Annotated in this window: 12 protein-coding genes; 8 read left to right on the top strand and 4 right to left on the bottom strand. The window is 64.6% G+C overall.

Annotated elements, in window-relative coordinates; genetic code table 11:
• The first annotated feature begins 88 nt into the window (after positions 1–88).
• Entirely contained in the window at positions 89–2,080 is a 1,992-nt protein-coding gene (locus tag ACVW1B_RS11600; protein WP_456821616.1) for a hypothetical protein, read from the top strand.
• A 117-nt stretch (positions 2,081–2,197) separates the two neighbouring features.
• On the opposite strand, the gene aspS is transcribed toward ACVW1B_RS11600, so the two are convergent.
• On the bottom strand, positions 2,198–3,973 hold the full coding sequence (aspS, locus tag ACVW1B_RS11595; RefSeq protein ID WP_253608901.1) for an aspartate--tRNA ligase: 1,776 nt from the start codon (positions 3,971–3,973) through the stop codon (positions 2,198–2,200).
• Positions 3,974–4,173: 200 nt separating this feature from the next.
• Here aspS and ACVW1B_RS11590 point away from each other — a divergent pair, with 200 nt between their 5' ends.
• Complete coding sequence (locus ACVW1B_RS11590) at positions 4,174–5,646, top strand: protein adenylyltransferase SelO (protein WP_456780643.1); 1,473 nt, start codon at positions 4,174–4,176, stop codon at positions 5,644–5,646.
• A gap of 109 nt (positions 5,647–5,755) precedes the next feature.
• On the opposite strand, the gene ACVW1B_RS11585 is transcribed toward ACVW1B_RS11590, so the two are convergent.
• The gene (locus ACVW1B_RS11585) at positions 5,756–6,745 is read right to left on the bottom strand and encodes a zinc-dependent alcohol dehydrogenase family protein (RefSeq protein WP_456821615.1); all 990 of its coding nucleotides are present in this window, start codon (positions 6,743–6,745) and stop codon (positions 5,756–5,758) included.
• A gap of 101 nt (positions 6,746–6,846) precedes the next feature.
• On the opposite strand from ACVW1B_RS11585, the gene ACVW1B_RS11580 reads away from it, so the two are divergent.
• From ACVW1B_RS11580 to ACVW1B_RS11555, 6 genes are all read left to right on the top strand, one after another.
• Positions 6,847–7,746 (top strand): LysR family transcriptional regulator, encoded by a 900-nt coding sequence (locus ACVW1B_RS11580; RefSeq protein ID WP_456780645.1) that lies wholly within the window; start codon positions 6,847–6,849, stop codon positions 7,744–7,746.
• A gap of 116 nt (positions 7,747–7,862) precedes the next feature.
• Positions 7,863–8,066 (top strand): hypothetical protein, encoded by a 204-nt coding sequence (locus ACVW1B_RS11575; protein WP_076832011.1) that lies wholly within the window; start codon positions 7,863–7,865, stop codon positions 8,064–8,066.
• Positions 8,067–8,102: 36 nt separating this feature from the next.
• Positions 8,103–8,597 (top strand): YciE/YciF ferroxidase family protein, encoded by a 495-nt coding sequence (locus ACVW1B_RS11570; RefSeq protein WP_092086421.1) that lies wholly within the window; start codon positions 8,103–8,105, stop codon positions 8,595–8,597.
• A 279-nt stretch (positions 8,598–8,876) separates the two neighbouring features.
• Positions 8,877–9,398 (top strand): OsmC family protein, encoded by a 522-nt coding sequence (locus tag ACVW1B_RS11565; protein ID WP_456821614.1) that lies wholly within the window; start codon positions 8,877–8,879, stop codon positions 9,396–9,398.
• A gap of 335 nt (positions 9,399–9,733) precedes the next feature.
• Complete coding sequence (gene chrA, locus ACVW1B_RS11560) at positions 9,734–10,957, top strand: chromate efflux transporter (protein ID WP_456780647.1); 1,224 nt, start codon at positions 9,734–9,736, stop codon at positions 10,955–10,957.
• Between the two features lie 70 nt (positions 10,958–11,027).
• Positions 11,028–12,182, top strand: a complete 1,155-nt coding sequence (locus ACVW1B_RS11555; protein WP_456780648.1) for an acyltransferase family protein — start codon at positions 11,028–11,030, stop codon at positions 12,180–12,182.
• Positions 12,183–12,333: 151 nt separating this feature from the next.
• Here ACVW1B_RS11555 and ACVW1B_RS11550 read toward each other — a convergent pair whose 3' ends face one another.
• Together ACVW1B_RS11550 and ACVW1B_RS11545 are read right to left on the bottom strand one after the other, a co-directional pair.
• Positions 12,334–15,801: an ATP-binding protein gene (locus ACVW1B_RS11550; RefSeq protein ID WP_456821613.1), complete on the bottom strand. Its 3,468-nt coding sequence runs from the start codon at positions 15,799–15,801 to the stop codon at positions 12,334–12,336.
• A gap of 632 nt (positions 15,802–16,433) precedes the next feature.
• Entirely contained in the window at positions 16,434–16,904 is a 471-nt protein-coding gene (locus tag ACVW1B_RS11545) for a hypothetical protein (RefSeq protein WP_456780650.1), read from the bottom strand.
• Positions 16,905–17,348: the final 444 nt, after the last annotated feature.

Genomic DNA, 17,348 nt, shown 5'->3' with positions numbered 1-17,348 from the left:
GGCCGGCCGTTCATCGACGCCTGCCCCTCCCCGCGCCTTTCGGCCGGGATTGGCAATTTTTTTCCCTTGATGATCCGGAGTTGACCGAATGAAGAAAATTCTGCTCGGCCTGATCGCCGTGGTTGTGATCGCGGCCGCCGGCTTCTTCGGTTTCGACTTTTACGCCCAGCGCCGGGTCACGCGCGACGTCGAGGCCGCCTTCGAGCAGGTCCGTGCCACTGGCGCCAAGGCGAGCCACGGCAAGATCACGTTCGACGTCAAGAGCCGCACCCTGACGATCGCCGACGTCGCCACCGAGTCGGGGACGCAATCCCCGGTCAGCGTCAAGATTGCCAGTCTCACGATGACCGGCCTCGGTCAAACCGACGCGGCACGGGTCTCCGCCGGCAATGTCGAGTTCAGCGATGTCGAGATCGGCGTGGCAGGACCTACCCCGACGATCACCTCACTGACCTACAAGGCGCCGCGGATCACTGTGAAGGATTTTTCCGGCCCCGCCAGCCTGCCCCAGCTTCCGGCGTCGTCGTCGATCTTCGAGCTGTACCGGTCCGCGTTCGGACTGCTCGCGAGCATCAACGCATCATCGGTCGCTGCGCCTAGCCTGACCGGAACGATGACCTTCAGCGCCGCCGCAAAAGCCGGCGACGGCGCCGGCGGCGAATTCGCCTATTCGGGCATCGCCATCGAAAACATGAAGGACGGAAAAATCGCGTCCAGCAAAACCGACAAGGTTGTGTTCACGATCAACCAGCAGGCGGCCGGCAAGCCGATCAAAATGACCGGCGAGCTCGCCAACATCGCCGCGACCGATATCGACGTCGGCGCGATGGCGGCGATGTTCGATCCAGGCAAGGCCAACGATGACAGGGAGTACCGGGTCCAGGGACACGTTTCGGCCGGTCCTTATGTCATCACCGCTGCGCCCGGCGTGAACATGCGGATCGGGGGCGTGACCGTCGACGACACCAGGATCAATCCGTCACGGATGCAGCTGCCGGCACTGCTGGCAATGATCCCGCCGCAAGGGAGCCCACCGCCGTCTGCCGTCCAGGCGCGCGAACTGCTGGACAAGGTCGCCGTCCTCTATTCGGGCATCGGAATTGCAAATGCTGAAATGCATGGGCTCTCGCTCGAGACGCCGCAGGGCCCGCTCAAGCTCGCCTCGGTGCGGTTCAACTTCGAACACGGCAAGATCGGCGAGCTTGCGGTCGAGGGACTCGATACCCGTGCGCCGAATGGTCCCATCAAGGTCGGACGCTTCGCGCTGAAGTCGCTCGACGTCGCCAACTTCATGCGGCTGTCGGCACAATTCGCTGCGCAGAAGCCGTCGGCCGAACAGGCGCTGGCGCTATTCCCGCTGATCGAAGGCGTCGAGATCAAGGGCGTCGCGTCGCCCTACAAGGCCACCGGCAAGCCGGTCAACATCGACGTCTTCAGTCTCGACTGGGGTCAGTTCGTCGGATCGATCCCGAGCAAGCTGCGGCTGACCGCCAAGCTGGCGGCGCCGCTCGATGCGGCCGATCCGCGGCAGCAACCGCTCGTCGCTGCCGGGATCGACCGGATGGCCGTCGATGCCGATCTCGGCGCCGTTTGGACCGAGACCTCGCGCGCGTTCGCACTCGAGCCGGTCAAGCTCGACATGGCGGGCGTGCTGAGCGCGTCGGCGAAGGTCACGCTCGGCAACGTGCCGCGCGAGGCATTCTCGACCAGCGCCGCGGAAGCGATGGGCGCTGCCGCGCAGATCGAAGCCGGCACGATCCAGCTCACGGTCCACGACCTCGGCGTCATCGATCTCGCGGTCGCTCAATTTGCGCGCACCCGGAACATCAGCCGCGACGAGGCGCGCAAGGTCATCCTCGACGCCATCAAGGCGCAGGGCGGCGAGATCGGCGGGAGCAATCCCGACGCCACCGCGCTCGTCACCGCGATCGGCCAGTTCATCGAGACGCCGGGACAGACGCTGGTCATCAAGCTCACTCCGCGCGCGAAGGCGCCGGCGCTTCAGCTGATGCAGCTCCTCAAGACCGATCCGCAATCGGCGCTGGCGCAGTTCCGGATCGAGGCCTCGACGGGGTTGTGATTCTCCCGCCCGTAGCCCGGATGGAGCGAAGCACAATCCGGGAACAGCGTCGCCGCAGGAGGGACCGCCCCGGATTTCGCTTTCGCTCCATCCGGGCTACGCACCTCTCCTGCCCGCCTAACCCTTCGCCGGCAGGTTGGTGCGGATGTGCAGCTCCTTGAGCTGCTTCGGGGTTGCTTCCGACGGCGCGCCCATCAGCAGGTCCATGGCCTGCTGGTTCATCGGGAACAGCGAGATCTCGCGCAGATTGTTGGTGCCGCAGAGCAGCATCACGATACGGTCGAGGCCGGCCGCCATGCCGCCGTGCGGCGGGGCGCCATACTGGAACGCACGGTACATGCCGCCGAAGCGGTCGATGACCTCCTGCTCGCCATAGCCTGCGATCTCGAACGCCTTCACCATCGCTTCCGGCTTGTGGTTGCGGATGCCGCCGGAGGCGATCTCGTAGCCGTTGCAGGCGATGTCGTACTGGAACGCCTTGATGGTCAGCGGGTCCTGCGACTTCAGCGCGTCGAGGCCGCCCTGCGGCATCGAGAACGGGTTGTGCGAGAAGTCGACCTTCTTGTTCTCCTCGTCATACTCGTACATCGGGAAGTCGACAATCCAGGCGAGCTCGAACCGGTCCTTGTCGATCAGGTTCAATTCCTCGCCGAGCTTGGTGCGCGCGAGACCCGCAAACTTCCAGAATTTCTCGGGATCGCCGGCGACGAAGAACGCCGCATCGCCTTCCTTGAGGCCGAGCTGGTCGCGGATCGCAGCGGTGCGCTCGGGGCCGATGTTGTTCGCCAGGGGACCTGCGCCCTCGCCGCCCTCGCGCCACATGATGTAGCCGAGGCCGGGCTGGCCTTCGCCCTGCGCCCACGAGTTCATGCGATCGCAGAACGCGCGGCTGCCGCCGCCGGTGCCCGGGATCGCCCAGACCTGGTTCTTCGGGTCTTCGAGCATGCGCGCGAACACCTTGAAGCCGGAGCCGCGGAAGTGCTCGGAGACTTCCTGCATCACGATCTTGTTGCGCAAATCGGGCTTGTCGGAGCCGTATTTGCGCACGGCCTCCGCGAACGGAATCCGCGGCCAGTTCTTCGTCACCGGCTTGCCCTTGGCAAAGTCCTCGAACACGCCGGTGATCACAGGCTCCATCGCCGCGAACACGTCGTCCTGGGTGACAAAGCTCATCTCGACGTCGAGCTGATAGAACTCGCCCGGCAGACGGTCGGCGCGCGGGTCCTCGTCGCGGAAGCACGGCGCGATCTGGAAGTAGCGGTCGAAGCCCGACATCATCAACAGCTGCTTGTACTGCTGCGGCGCCTGCGGCAGCGCGTAGAACTTGCCGGGATGGATGCGCGACGGCACCAGGAAGTCGCGCGCGCCTTCCGGCGAGGACGCCGTCAGGATCGGGGTCTGGAATTCGAAGAAGCCCTGCTCCTTCATCCGCTTGCGCATGGAATCGACCACCGCGCCACGGGTCATGATGTTCTGGTGCAGCTTCTCGCGACGCAGGTCGAGGAAGCGGTATTTCAGCCTGATATCTTCAGGATATTCCTGCTCGCCGAACACCGGCAGCGGCAGCTCGGCCGCCGGGCCCAGCACCTCGATCTCCTTGATGTAGATCTCGACCATGCCGGTCGGCAGTTCGGGGTTGTCGGTGCCGGCGGGACGGCGGCGCACCTTGCCGTCGATCCGCACCACCCATTCGGAGCGGAACTTCTCGACCTCGGCGAACGCCGGCGAGTCCGGATCGGCCACGCATTGGGTGATGCCGTAATGGTCGCGCAGATCGACGAACAGCACGCCGCCATGGTCGCGGACCCGGTGAACCCAACCCGAAAGCCGGACCGTCTGGTCGATATCGCCCTCTCGGAGCGCGCCGCATGTGTGTGACCGGTAGCGATGCATAGTCGTTCCAAAAACTGATGTCGGAGGAGAATCGCGATAGGAAACTTCCTATCCGAAGGCGCTGGGTTTACCCGAGCCCGCTCGGGGCGGCAACCAAGGGAACGCCCGCTTTTGGCCCGAAACTGCAGATTTTGCTGCGATCCGGCGCCAGATGGGCGCCAATCGTTTGCCTATTCGGCCCGCAGGCCTATCTTCGGGATATGACCATTCATTTCCCGTTCCAAAACACCTATTCGGCGCTGCCGGCGAACTTTTTCGCCCGCGTCGCGCCGACCCCGGTGGCCGCCCCCCGCCTGATCAAGCTGAACCGGCCGCTCGCGGTCCAGCTCAGGCTGGACCCGGACCTGCTGTCGGCGCCGGAAGGCGCCGAAATCCTTGCCGGAAAGCGGCTGCCTGACGGCGCCGACCCGATTGCCATGGCCTATGCCGGCCATCAATTCGGGCACTTTGTTCCCCAGCTCGGCGACGGCCGCGCCATCCTGCTCGGCGAGGTCATCGACAAGGACGGCGTCCGCCGCGACATCCAGCTCAAGGGATCCGGCCCGACCCCGTTCTCCCGCCGCGGCGACGGCCGCGCCGCGCTCGGTCCGGTCTTGCGCGAATACATCGTCAGCGAGGCGATGTTCGCTTTAGGCATCCCAACCACCCGCTCGCTCGCCGCCGTCGTCACCGGCGAGCCCGTGATGCGCGAGACCGCGCTGCCCGGCGCGGTGCTGACCCGCGTCGCCGCGAGCCACATCCGCGTCGGCACCTTCCAGTTCTTCGCCGCCCGCGGCGACACCGACGGCGTGCGCGCGCTCGCCGACCATGTCATCGCCAGGCACTATCCCGAGCTGACGGACTCCGCCCAGCCCTATCACGCGCTGCTCGCCGGCGTCGTGGCGCGGCAGGCCGCGCTGGTCGCGCGCTGGCTCCTGGTCGGCTTCATCCACGGCGTGATGAACACCGACAACACCTCGATCTCGGGCGAAACCATCGATTACGGTCCCTGTGCCTTCCTTGATGCCTACAACCCGGCGCAGGTGTTCTCATCGATCGACGAGATGGGCCGCTACGCCTATGCCAACCAGCCGCGCATCGCGTTGTGGAATCTGACCCGGCTCGCCGAATGCCTGCTGCCGCTGTTCGCGGACGAGCAGGAGAAGGCCATCGAACAGGCGCAAGTGATCCTCGGCGAATTCCCCGAAAAGTTCACCACAGCCTACAATACCGGCCTGCGCGCCAAGGTCGGCCTGTTCACCGTGCGCGACGGTGACGAGGCGCTGATCCAGGACCTGCTCGACGCGATGGCCAAGAACGCGGCCGACTTCACGCTGACCTTCCGCCATCTCGGCGAGGCCGCAAGCGATGACGCCGCCGACGTCCGCGCGCAGTTCACCGATCCCGCGGCGTTCGACGAATGGGCCGCCCGCTGGCGCACCCGCCTCGCGCTGGAGCCGCAAACGCCGGCCGATCGCAAGGCCGCGATGGGTGCCGTTAATCCGGCCTTCATCCCGCGCAACCACCGGATCGAGGCGGTGATTGCGGCTGCGGTGAACTTGGATGACTACACGCCGTTCGAGGAATTGCTGACGGTGCTGGCAAAACCCTATGAGGACGAGCCGCAGTTCGCGGCCTACGCCGATCCGCCGCTCCCCGAGCAGCGCGTGACGCAGACGTTCTGCGGGACGTGAGGTCTTTCCGCCGTCATTGCGAGGAGCGCAGCGACGAAGCAATCCATACCTCCGTGCATGCGAGCCGATGGATTGCTTCGCTTCGCTTGCAATGACGCTGGTGCGACCCTCACACCGTCACCACGATCTTGCCGAACTGCGTGTTCGACTCCAGGTACCGGTGCGCCTCGACGATCTCCTCGAACGGAAACGTCCTGGCGATGATCGGCCTCAAGGTGCCATCGGCAAGCCCGTCGAGGATGAACGCCTTCGCCGCGGTAAGCCGCGCGGGATCGCGCACGATCTCGTGCACGAGGTAGCCGCGCAGGGTCAGGCTCTTGCCGAGCACGTTGGCGAGCGGAAACGGCGTCGGCTCAGGACTGAGTCCACCATATTCGATCAGGATGCCGCCGGGTGCCATCGCCGCCGTCAGCGGCACGAAGGCGGGGCCACCGACGGCATCGAGCACCACGCGCACGCCGTTCGGTCCCGCGATCTGCTCCAGCCTTGATTGCAGATCCTGCTCCGCCGACGCGATCACGTGCGCCGCGCCGGCCTCACGCAGCGCCTGCGCCTTGGCCGATGTCCTCGTCACCGCAATCGGGACCGCGCCGATACGGTTGGCGCTCTGGATCGCCGCGAGCCCGACGCTGCTCGACGCCGCTGTGATGACGACGAACTCGCCTCGCCCGAGCCCTGCAAGATCGACCAGCGCACCGAACGCGGTGAGATACTGCATCCACACCGCAGCGGCCGTTTCAAAACCGAGCGCGGGCGGATGCTTGACGACAAGCTCCGCCGGAAAGGTCGCGAGCTCGGCATGGGCCGGCCAGCGCACCATCGAGACCGGCGGCACGATGCTCACGGGATCGCCCGGCGCAAATTCTTCGACGCCTTCGCCGATCGCCGCGACAATCCCGGCGGCTTCCAGCCCGAGGCCGGACGGCAGCGTCGCGGTCTCGATATAGCTGCCCCGGCGCAGCGAGGCCTCGGCGCGGTTGAGCCCGAGCGCCTTGACTCGGATCTGAACCTCGCGGGGCGCCGGCGGCGCAACCGCGATCTCCTCGATACGCAGCACCTCGGGACCGCCATGCTGGTGAAAGCGGACGACGCGGGCCATGGGCGAACTCCAAAACAATTGAATGGAATGCCGCTATGCCCGGCGGCGATCGCCGGATAAATCACCCGGTAGCTCCGACAATCGAAACCAGGAGTTTTGAATTGGATCGCCTCAGCAGCATGGCCGTCTTCGTCAGGGCGGTCGATCTCGGCTCGTTCGCGGCCGCCGCCGATGCCCTCGAGATGTCGGCCCCGATGGTCGGCAAGCATGTGCGCTTCCTCGAACAACGGCTCGGCGTCCGCCTGCTCCATCGCACCACGCGGCGGCAGAGCCTGACCGATTCAGGGCAAGCCTATTACGAGCGCTGCCGCATCGTGCTCGGCGAGGCCGAGGCCGCCGACGCGCTCGCCTCCGATCAATCGTCGCAGCCGCGCGGGCGGCTGCGGGTGACGATGCCGGCGCTGCTCGGCCGCTACTGCATCGTCCCCACGCTGCTGAAGCTCGCGCAGAAATATCCGGCGCTCGAGCTCGATCTCGCGTTCGGCGATCCGATCGCCGATCTGATGGAGGGCGGTCACGACCTTGCGATCAGGACCGGCGAGCTTAACGAGCAATCCGGCGTGATCGCGCGGCGCATCGCGCGCCAGCGCATGGTGGTGTGCGGCTCGCGCGCCTATCTGAAGGCCCATGGCAGGCCGCGCACGCTCGACGAGCTCGGCCGGCACCAGGCGATCGTCTACCGCCGCTCGGGCCGCGTTCGCCCCTGGCTGTTCCCGCGCGACGGTCTTGCGCCGCACGAGGTCTGGCCGGCCGGGCGGCTCAGGCTCGACGACCTCGAAGCCATCGCGGATGCCGCAGCGCGCGGCATGGGGCTGGCGTGGCTGCCCTCCTGGCTGGTGCGCGAACGCCTCGACACCGGCGCGCTGGTCCGCGTTCTCGGCGACAGCGGGGAATTTCCCTACGATTGCCACGCGCTGTGGCTGCCGACGCCGCGACTGCCACTCAAGATCCGCTTTGCGGTGGATGCGCTCGCGGCCGCGCTGCCGAAGCTCGTGGCGTAGCGCCGCGCCCCCGATTTGTTTGCAACGATTTCGCGCGCGCATCGTTGGCCGGTCAGCGCGGAACGTGCGGCCTCGTCCGATCCAGGTTCCGTGCCGCCTGTTGATGGAGCGCCAGCATGAACCAGCGCGATGACGACCTGAAAACCGCGATCGAGCGCAGCAACCCGAACGGCGTCGAGCCGCCCTTCTCCGAGGACGATCTGCAGCGCCGGCAACTCGGGCCGCGCGGCGTGCCCGGGCAACCGGACCCGGCGAAGATGACGCCGCAACGCGCCAAGAAGACGCCGGTCGATTCCGGTTCCGGCGGCCACACCGCCTGAACGCCGAAACAACGAAGAAACAAGAAAGGTTTCACGATGAGGATCACCAGCTTCAAGGACATGTATGTCGCCGAGCTTCAGGAACTCGCAAGCGTCGAGGATCAGCTCGCCGTGGCGCTAGCGCGGATGGCGGAGATCGCCTCGCATCCGTCGCTCAAGGATGCGTTCAGCCGCCATCACCGCGAGACCATCGTGCAGGGCGAGCGGTTGAAGTCGCTGCTGCGGATGCACGGGGCCGATCCGCTTGAGCACACCGACCAGGCCATGCAGGCGCTGATCCACGAGACCGCCAAGATGGTTTCGCTGCTGCCCGACGACAATCTGCGCGATGCCGGCCTCGTCGCGTCGGCGCAGAAGCTCGAGCATTACGAGATCGCCGCCTATGGCAGCGCGGCCGCCCTCGCCGGTCAGCTCAATCTGCGCGACGACCAGCGGCTGCTGCACGACAGTCTCGACGAAGAGCGACACGTCGACACGCTGCTGACGGCGCTCGCCAAGGGCGAGATCAACCAGGACGCCCTCGCCGCGTGACACGGCAGGATGGGTAGCCCGTAGGATGGGTAGAGCGCAGCGAAACCCATCAGCTCATCTCGCGAGCGGCACCACTATGGGTTTCGCGGAGTTCTATCATCGGGCCGCGCCTTGCGCGGCCCCGTTGGCTCTACTCATCCTACGCATCTACGCGCGCGGGAAAAATGCTGCTGCAAATTTCGCGCTTCGCGGGGCTGGTGTCGTTTTTATCTCGCGACTATTGCCCTGCATGAGCCATTCGATCAGCCTCTCATGATCGATGCCATGGGGAAGACGAACATGAGCTTCAGGTTCAAGCAGGTTTTCGCAGACACCCAACAGGAGCTCGGCGCCGATCCGGCGCAGGCGCAGGCCGTGTTCCAGGCGACTTCGCAACTCGGCGACGGCATCAACAGCAGCGTCACGGTCCGGCAATTCAACGTCAGCGTCGACGAGCCGCCGGCGCTGGGCGGCAAGGACACCGCACCGAACCCTGTCGAGTACATTCTCGCCGCGCTCGGCTCATGCCAGGAGATCACCTATCGGCTCTATGCCGACGCGATCGGCATTCCTCTCAACGGCGTCTCCGTCAAGCTGTCGGGCGCCATAGATCTGCGTGGCTTCTTCAGCGTCGATCCAAACGTGCGAGCCGGTTTCCAGCAGATCGAGGCCGAGGTCGCCATCGACAGCCCGGCCTCCGCGGCCGACATCGCCCGGCTGAAGGAAACCGTCGACCGTCATTGCCCCGTGCTGGACATCCTGCGCAACCCGACGCCGGTGGATCTGAAGCTGCGCACCGGACCGCTCAGCGTAGCCGCCTAGCTTCGCGATGTGAGCGTTAACTCACTCTCCACCATGCGCCGAGGCCGGCAGCGGTAACCATAAGGCTTAACAGCGCGTCAACGCTCCCCCAACAAGTCTAACTGTTTCTGATGGGGGAGAATGGCCCGTGGACGCATTTGCATTCGAATTTATGGGATTGGCGATGATCGCGCTCTGTCTCGTCGTGCTGGCGATGCCCGCCGCGCGCCGGCCGTCGAAGAACATCCGCTACGAGTGAGAGCCGCGAGAAATAACGCGCTCAAACGTCATCGAATGGCGATATACTCGCGCTGACAAGTCCTGACCTGGACACAAGTTGCGGGAATTGACGACGCTTGAACAACACCGACGTCCCGCAGCCCGGCACACCGCCCGCCACCGCGAGCTCGACGCATTCGCCGCTGGAGGTGCTGCTCATCTTCTTCAAGCTCGGCGTCAGCTGCTTCGGCGGCCCGATCGCCCATATCGGCTATTTCCGCGACGAGTTCGTCACCCGCAGGCGCTGGCTTGACGAACAGGCCTATGCGGATCTGGTCGCGCTCTGCCAATTCCTGCCGGGCCCTGCGAGCAGCCAGGTCGGCTTTTCGCTCGGCCTGATGCGCGCCGGGTACCTGGGGGCGCTGGCCGCCTGGACCGGATTCACGCTGCCCTCGGCGATCGCGCTCGTGCTGTTTGCCTTCGGCGCCAGCGGATTGAGCGGCCCTGCGGGTAGCGGCCTGGTGCATGGCCTCAAGCTGGTTGCGGTGGCGATCGTCGCCCAGGCCGTCTGGGGCATGGCGCGCTCGCTTTGCCCCGATCGCGAACGCGCCTCGATCGCGACGGTCGCAGCACTCGTCATCCTCGCCAGTTCGTCGTCGATCGCGCAGATCGGCGCGATCATTCTCGGCGCTGTCGCCGGGCTTTGGTTCTGCCAGGCGCAACAGGCCAACGGGGTCACCCATATCGCGATGCCGGTATCGCGCCGCGTTGGCGTCGCAGCGCTGATCCTGTTCGTCGCGCTGTTGGTCGGACTGCCGCTGCTGTCGCGGACATGGCCCGGCCTCGGCCTGTTCGAGGCCTTCTACCGCTCGGGCGCGCTGGTGTTCGGCGGCGGCCACGTCGTGTTGCCGCTGCTGCGCGAAGCCGTGGTGACGCCGGGCTGGATCGGCGACGATGCGTTCCTGACGGGCTACGGCGCCGCGCAGGCGGTGCCGGGTCCGCTGTTCACCTTTGCCGCCTATCTCGGCGCCGTGATCGGCGGCCTTCCGGGCGCGATCGTCGGCCTCGTCGGCATCTTCCTGCCGGGACTTCTCGTGCTGCTCGCGGCGCTGCCGTTCTGGGATAGCTTTCGCAAACGGCCGGCGGCGCAGGCCATGATGCGCGGCGTCAACGCCGCCGTCGTCGGCCTTCTGGGGGCCGCGCTCTACAATCCGGTGTGGACCAGCAGCGTCCACCGTCCGCTCGATTTCGGCATCGCGCTGGCCGGCTTCGTCCTGCTCACGGCATGGCGCGCGCCGCCGCTCGTGGTGGTCGTGCTCAGCGCGGCTGGCGGCATCGCCACGGGGCTCCTGCAATCGTGAACGACCGCGCGGTCGTTTCGCCGGGTGGATTAAGAACGCCTTCATGCCTCGCCGCCACGATAGCGGATATATGCCGAGCGCTTCTAAACAACCGGATCCGACCCGGGTTCCCGTGCTGGACCTGCTGCGGCTTGCCGCGGTCGGGGCCGTGATCCTGTATCACTACGGCTTCTGGGGCGTGGCATCGAACGGCGTGCAAAAGGTGGCAATGCCGTACCTCGCCCCGGTCGCGCAATACGGCTTCCTCGGCGTCCCCGTGTTCTTCGCGATCTCCGGCTTCGTCATCGCCTATTCCGCCGAAGGCCGCACGCCGGTCGGTTTCGCGATCGCCCGCTTCAGCCGGATCTATCCGACCTTCGTCATCTGCATGACGCTGACCTTCCTCGCGACGCTGCTGTTGGGCCACGCGTACTTCCACGTGACGTGGGGGCAATGGCTGACAAACCTGTTCATCGCGGCCCCGATGCTCGGTCAGCCCTACATGGACGACGCCTACTGGTCGCTGGTGATCGAGGTCGTGTTCTACGTCTGGATCGCGCTGTTCCTGACCTGGGGCATCTTTCCGCGGCGCATCGACACGATCATCGTGGCGTGGATCGCAATCACCTTCGCCAACGAGCTGACCCTCGACGTTCCGCTGTTCGAGAAGCTGTTCATGGCCGACGACAGCGGCTTCTTCGCCGTCGGGCTCCTGATCTATGAGCATTACCGCGGACGGCGCGACACCAGGCTCTACAGCCTGCTGACGCTGGCGATCGGCACGGCGACGTTCCAGGCCGTGCACAAGCTGGAGCGGCTCGGCGTCCACACCCATGGCAGCTTCGATCCCCGCGTCGTGACGGTGATCTGCATCGTATCGCTCGGCATCGTGTTCGCCGCCACTCGCATCAAGTCGGTAGCCCTGCCTGCAGGCCTCGTCAGGGCCGTCGGCGGCATCACCTATCCGCTCTATCTGCTGCATCTGCAGCTCGGCTACGTCATCCTGCTCCTGATCACGCCAACGCCGGACGCGCTGTCGACCGCGCTGGTCGTGACGGGCATGGTGGTGCTGGCATGGCTCGTCTGGCGCTTCCTCGAAGGCCCCGCGCATTATCTCGTCAGGGACAGGCTGACGACGCTGGCCTCGCGGCACGGATGGCCGTCACGCATTCGCGCGAACGAAGCCCGGATCGAACGGGACGACGTTGCCTCGCCAATCGAGGCCAGCAGCATCGCCAACCGCTGATCAATCCGGCGCAAACCGCCGGAACAGCATCCACCCAACGTTGCCGCCCTAGCGAACCTTGGGCCGAAGCGAACACCATCATTCATCTGCGATGCGTGGTGACGACGATCAGGCGTAAGGGGGCGGATGGCGCCGGGGGGCCTCGCTATCCTCAGACCCGCCCGCTCCATTCATGATCTCCGGGCATTTCCATTGCCAGTTCATTCGCAAGCTCGAGCGCTTCCTTGACGTCAGGCGCAAGCAGACCTTCCGTGAATGTTCGGACAACGGGTAGCAGCAGCTCGGCTGCTCGCGCCTGTTTGCCGGAATGTCGCCATAAGCGCGCCAGGCTGACAGCTGACCGTAATTCAAAGGACCGCGCGCTTTGCCTGCGCGCCAGCTCGATCGAGGCGAGGAACATTCGCTCGGCGGATTCAACGGACGATGATCTCGAATCATTGAGCGTCATCTCACCTTGCAGACGATAGATCTCAGCTTCGTAAAAATGCTCTCCCGTTCTTCTCCCGATCGCCAGTGCGCTGTCGAGTTCGTGCAAGGCAGCATCCGGCAAGCCGGCACTTGCATAAGCCTTCGCGAGCAGGCTTCTGAACCAGCAACTGGCTAGCCGGGCGCTCATGCCCTCATAGCCGTCGATAGCCATTCGCATCTGGTTCAATCCCTCATCGACATTCCCGAGCTCGGTCATCGCCCATCCTCGCAGGATGGTCGTCTGATGCTTCCAATGCAGGAAGCCGTGTTCCGATGAGAGAGCCAGTGCCCTGTTGGTGTAGTCGTGGGTCCCTTCGACATCGCGGAGATGCTGGCAAACGTAAGCGCCGAATGTCAGCGCAAATGACAGCGTGAAGGGGTGGCGAAGGTCTTCCGCTTCCGAAATAGCCTGCTGGCTATATCGGCGCGCCGCGTCAGGACGGCCCAGAAACCACGACACGTACCCGAGATACGAGAGCGAGACGATGCCAGGATGGATGCCATGCGTTGCCGTCAGGGCGCCGTGTAGATCAGGACTGTACAGATTCCTGAAGCGATGAAGGTGATGTTCGGCGGCGACAAACCGCCCGCGGTACAGCATGGTCATCGCGATCGCCCGATGCGCCTCGATCAGATATCCCGTCTGTTGCGTCGCGGACGAACTTTGGTTCGATGCCTCGCGCCTTGCGAACTGCAGGAGCTCCGCGCTCAGCTCATGCGCCCGTGCGAGATCGCCGCGGATGAAGTGGCACACCCAAAGTCCGCGCGTCGCCGCAAAGACCTTCGCCATGTTGCCAAGATTCCGGCCGAGTTCGAGCGCGCGAACATAGTTCTCCTCGACTTCCTGCACGGCGTATCCCTTTGCCGCGATCAGGGCGGTACCCAGGGCGATGCGAAGCTCAAGCTCGGACTCGTTTCGGCCCTGCATGCCGGGTGAGGCTTGCAGAACCCCGAGCCCACGACGCAAATGACCGATCGCCTCCAGAGTCGCACCCTTCATCGCGGCCTGCTTTCCGGCCTTGAGCCAGAAACCCGCAGCCGGCTCGCTTTGTCCAGACTCGGTCAGGTGGTAGGCGAGAAGCTCCGGTTCGCGCTCGATCTTTTCCGGATATTTTTCGGCCAGCACGCGTCCGATCTTGGCGTGCAGCGTCCGTCTTTCCCTGTGCAACAAGCTTTCATGCGCCGCATTCTGGATCATCACGTGCTTGAACGAGTACAGCGCCTCCGGCAGAAAGCCGAAGCGGACGATCAATCCGGCTGCCTCCAGATGGTTCAGGGCGGCTTCGATCCGGTCCGCCGGCGCTTCGGCAACCTCGCGAAGGATCTCATAAGAAAACTCGCGGCCGATGGTGGCGCCGATCTGCGCGATTTTCTTGAACGATCCCATCCGGTCGAGGCGGGCCATCAGGGAATCGTTCAATGTCGCGGGAATAGCGAGCTGACGCCACGGACCGGACAAGACGTAACGTCCATGTTGCTCAGTCAAGACGTCGGATTCGAGAACGGCCTTGGTCAGCTCTTCAAGGAAGAGCGGCACGCCATCGGTTTTGACGATGATGTCCTCAATCACCTCTCGGGGAAGCTCCTTTTCTCCAGCCACACGTTCGACCAATATCGTGCGGACCTGTCGGCCGAGACGCTTGAGGTTCGCACTGATGGTGTGCGCGTGATCCTTCCAGCCCGGCTGAAACTCCGGACGACAGGTGATCACGACAAGGATCGACGTGGTGCGAACGTTCTCCACCAGCAGATCGAGCACGGCCCGCGAGGTGGGATCGATCCAATGTGCGTCCTCAAAATCGATCAGGAGCGTCTGCTCGCGCGCTTGCGCGAGCAGATGGTTGACGAGCGTGGCGATCGTCGCATCCTTCAGCTGTTGCGGCGAGAGATCCAGGGCCGCGTAGCGGTCCCCGGTGGGAATTGAAAGCAACGCCGCAAGGATCGGCACCACTGTCGCCGCCTCGCCGTTCGAGGCGGCGACACCGGCTTCAAGCTTTGTCAGCCAAAGCGCAGACGCGTTCTCGCCGTCAAGGCCGAGCGCGAATTTGAGATGCTCGATGAAGGGGTGAAAAGCGGTGCTGCTGTAATAGGGAGAGCACTGGAACGAAACTTGTCCGTGCTGATCACCCGCGATCCGCTCCCGCAATTCCTGAACGATCCTGGACTTTCCGATTCCCGGCTCGCCCGTCAGCAGCACGACCTGCCCCTCATCGGCTTTCGCTTGCTGCCAACGCGTGAGCAGCAACGCCACCTCTTCGGTGCGGTTGACCAGCGGCGTCAATCTGGAGCCCATGGCCGCGGCAAATCGCGTCTCGGCGCGGCAGGGCCGAACCACGAGCCAGGCCTGGGCCTTCGCGGATATCCCCTTCAGCGCGTGAAATCCGAAGTCCTGGTAGTCGAACTTTCCTCTCAGCAGGGATTGCGTCGAAGACGCAATGACGACGCCGTCCGGAGGCGCCAAGGCCTGCAGACGGGCAGCCAGATTTGGCGTCTCGCCGACTGCGGAATCGTGCTCCTCAGTGTCCTGTCCAACCAGGTCTCCGACGACAACAAGGCCGGTCGCAATCCCGATGCGCACACTGGGCCCATGACTTGCAACGTCGCGGGCGTCACTCGCTCTCGCCGACGACAGGCTCCGTACAATTTCGAGCGCCGCACGCACCGACCGCTCGGCGTCATCCTCATGGGCATTCGGATAGCCAAAATAGACCAGAATGCCGTCCCCGAGGTAGCGGGCCGCGAAGCCTTCGTACCGCTTGACCACGCTGACGCACTTTTCCCTGAAGCTCGCGATCATGTCGCGGACGTCTTCGGGATCGAACTGTTCGGACAGCGAGGTCGAACCAACCATGTCGCAGAACATCACGGTCAGCTGGCGCCGCTCGGCGCTCACCGCTGCGCCTTCCGCGACGCTCCTGCCGCCGGCGGGACCGTTTGCCGAACGGGTCAGGGAAGCAACCGCGCGCTGCAAGCGCTTGCGGTCTCCCAGCGGAAGTCCAAGTTCGACCAGATCCTGCTCGGTCAAATCGGGCAGGATGTCCAAACCGATGCGATGCAGGACAAAGAGGTCGCTGTACTGGCCGAGATCAACGGTTTCGAGCCAGTGCTTGAGAGCAGCCTCCATATCGGCGCTTGGCTGTTTCTCCGGCATTGTGATCCGTCCGACTGCGGGCCATTGGCGACAATGGGCCTCGTTCGACGATGCCAAGGGACCTGTTTACCCCAGACTGGACGCGTTCACAAAGTGCGAAAACAAGGAGCAGACCGATCGAAGACGCACTCTGCCCTCGGTCGCTCAGATATTCGAGATAGCGCACGCGCCGGTATTTTGGCCCTTCGCCGACTGCGATGGCGCTGTAGGCGAAACCAGAGTCGCCCCCTCGGGCGCCACCATCCGACCTCCGGCATGCTCGGCACTCGGCGCGACAAAGGCGCCCGGCGAACGATGGCGTGACGTACGAATTTGCGCGCGGAGCCATTCGATTTTGCGCGCTATGGCGGGCAGCCCCTGCCACTGAGTTGCCCGTCCTGGGTTATCCAGTCGTTGGCAACGCTGCTCAGCGCCGTGACCAGCGATTGCTCGCCAATCCGGCACAGAACACCGCATCAGCGCTGTTGGGGATGGTCTGCGCGAATCATCGGTCGACATCCGGCGAGGTTTGGGTCGTCGGCTCATCGCGATAGCGAAGCCGGCCATAGGCCCTCCGCATCACCATCGTCGTCTTCTCGACGGTTTGACGAGGGTACAGGGTTGCAGCCAGTTTGAGACAGAGATCGTCGAGATTATCCGCGCGCGTCGTCCGAGATAGCCGGCACGACGCTGCGGCACTGCGCGCGACCCAGCACGTAGATGACGGGATTTCTCGTTCGCCAGCACAAGCAGAATTCAGCCGGCGCCGCCGGGTGACCGAACTCCGCCGTCATAGCGGTATCGAACATCCGCTTGAAAGAGCCGCGACCACGATGCGTGTCTCTGACGGCGGTACCCGAGAGATAGATCACCGACGTGCCGGCAAGGGCGAGGCGCTGAATGATGAGGTAAGCCACGCATTCACCGCCGTGATGGAGCAGGACAATGCCGTGGTCGGGCTTGAACGGAGAGTGTTCGTGGGACCAGAACTTTTCCTCCGTCAGCCAATTCGTGTCGATGATGCTGTTGATGCTCTCGAGCACTGCATCGCGGCGTTGTTCTGGGACTTCAGAGGCGATTTGAAACAGCTCGCTGGTGACAGCCCCGGGCTGCGTCGCGATCACGATAGCGGCTCCTCGTTGGTCATCGACTTCAGGTTGCTTTGGCAGAGTACGGCACCCATGATCGGCCAGGCAAGCCGGCCCCCGAGAAAGCTCAGCATTCCGGTTGACCCAAATCGCCATCCCGACGGCGCAGGCTCCCGCAGCGGCGCGCCCCCACTACGACTGTCATCGTCCGCGAAAGCGGGCGATCCAGTACGCCGCGGCCTCTCGGTTCGAGCACAACTGTCTCTGGAATACTGGGCGGATTCAACCGGTCGAGCCGGGCGATCAAAGCTGCAAGTGGGGACGCAATGACGGCGCGGTGCGCCTCGTCACCATGACGGGTCGGTTGCAGAAGTCCGCAAATGTCACAGCCCCAAGCGTGGCGACGCATGACTTCGGAATAATGGAAAAATATCGCTGATTTGCCCGACGTGTCAAGTTGCCGTGTCGAACTTGCCGTGT

This window comes from Bradyrhizobium sp. USDA 4502, from assembly GCF_054063355.1.
The sequence above is the reverse complement of the archived record's forward strand: the minus strand, read 5'-3'. Positions and strand labels throughout refer to the sequence as shown.

What these genes read in the sequence shown, in the direction of transcription:
- ACVW1B_RS11600 (WP_456821616.1), top strand. Translation starts at nt 89, where the DNA reads ATGAAGAAAATTCTGCTCGGCCTGATCGCCGTGGTTGTGATCGCGGCC.
- aspS (WP_253608901.1), bottom strand. Translation starts at nt 3,973, where the DNA reads ATGCATCGCTACCGGTCACACACATGCGGCGCGCTCCGAGAGGGCGAT.
- ACVW1B_RS11590 (WP_456780643.1), top strand. Translation starts at nt 4,174, where the DNA reads ATGACCATTCATTTCCCGTTCCAAAACACCTATTCGGCGCTGCCGGCG.
- ACVW1B_RS11585 (WP_456821615.1), bottom strand. Translation starts at nt 6,745, where the DNA reads ATGGCCCGCGTCGTCCGCTTTCACCAGCATGGCGGTCCCGAGGTGCTG.
- ACVW1B_RS11575 (WP_076832011.1), top strand. Translation starts at nt 7,863, where the DNA reads ATGAACCAGCGCGATGACGACCTGAAAACCGCGATCGAGCGCAGCAAC.
- ACVW1B_RS11570 (WP_092086421.1), top strand. Translation starts at nt 8,103, where the DNA reads ATGAGGATCACCAGCTTCAAGGACATGTATGTCGCCGAGCTTCAGGAA.
- ACVW1B_RS11565 (WP_456821614.1), top strand. Translation starts at nt 8,877, where the DNA reads ATGAGCTTCAGGTTCAAGCAGGTTTTCGCAGACACCCAACAGGAGCTC.
- ACVW1B_RS11555 (WP_456780648.1), top strand. Translation starts at nt 11,028, where the DNA reads ATGCCGAGCGCTTCTAAACAACCGGATCCGACCCGGGTTCCCGTGCTG.
- ACVW1B_RS11550 (WP_456821613.1), bottom strand. Translation starts at nt 15,801, where the DNA reads ATGCCGGAGAAACAGCCAAGCGCCGATATGGAGGCTGCTCTCAAGCAC.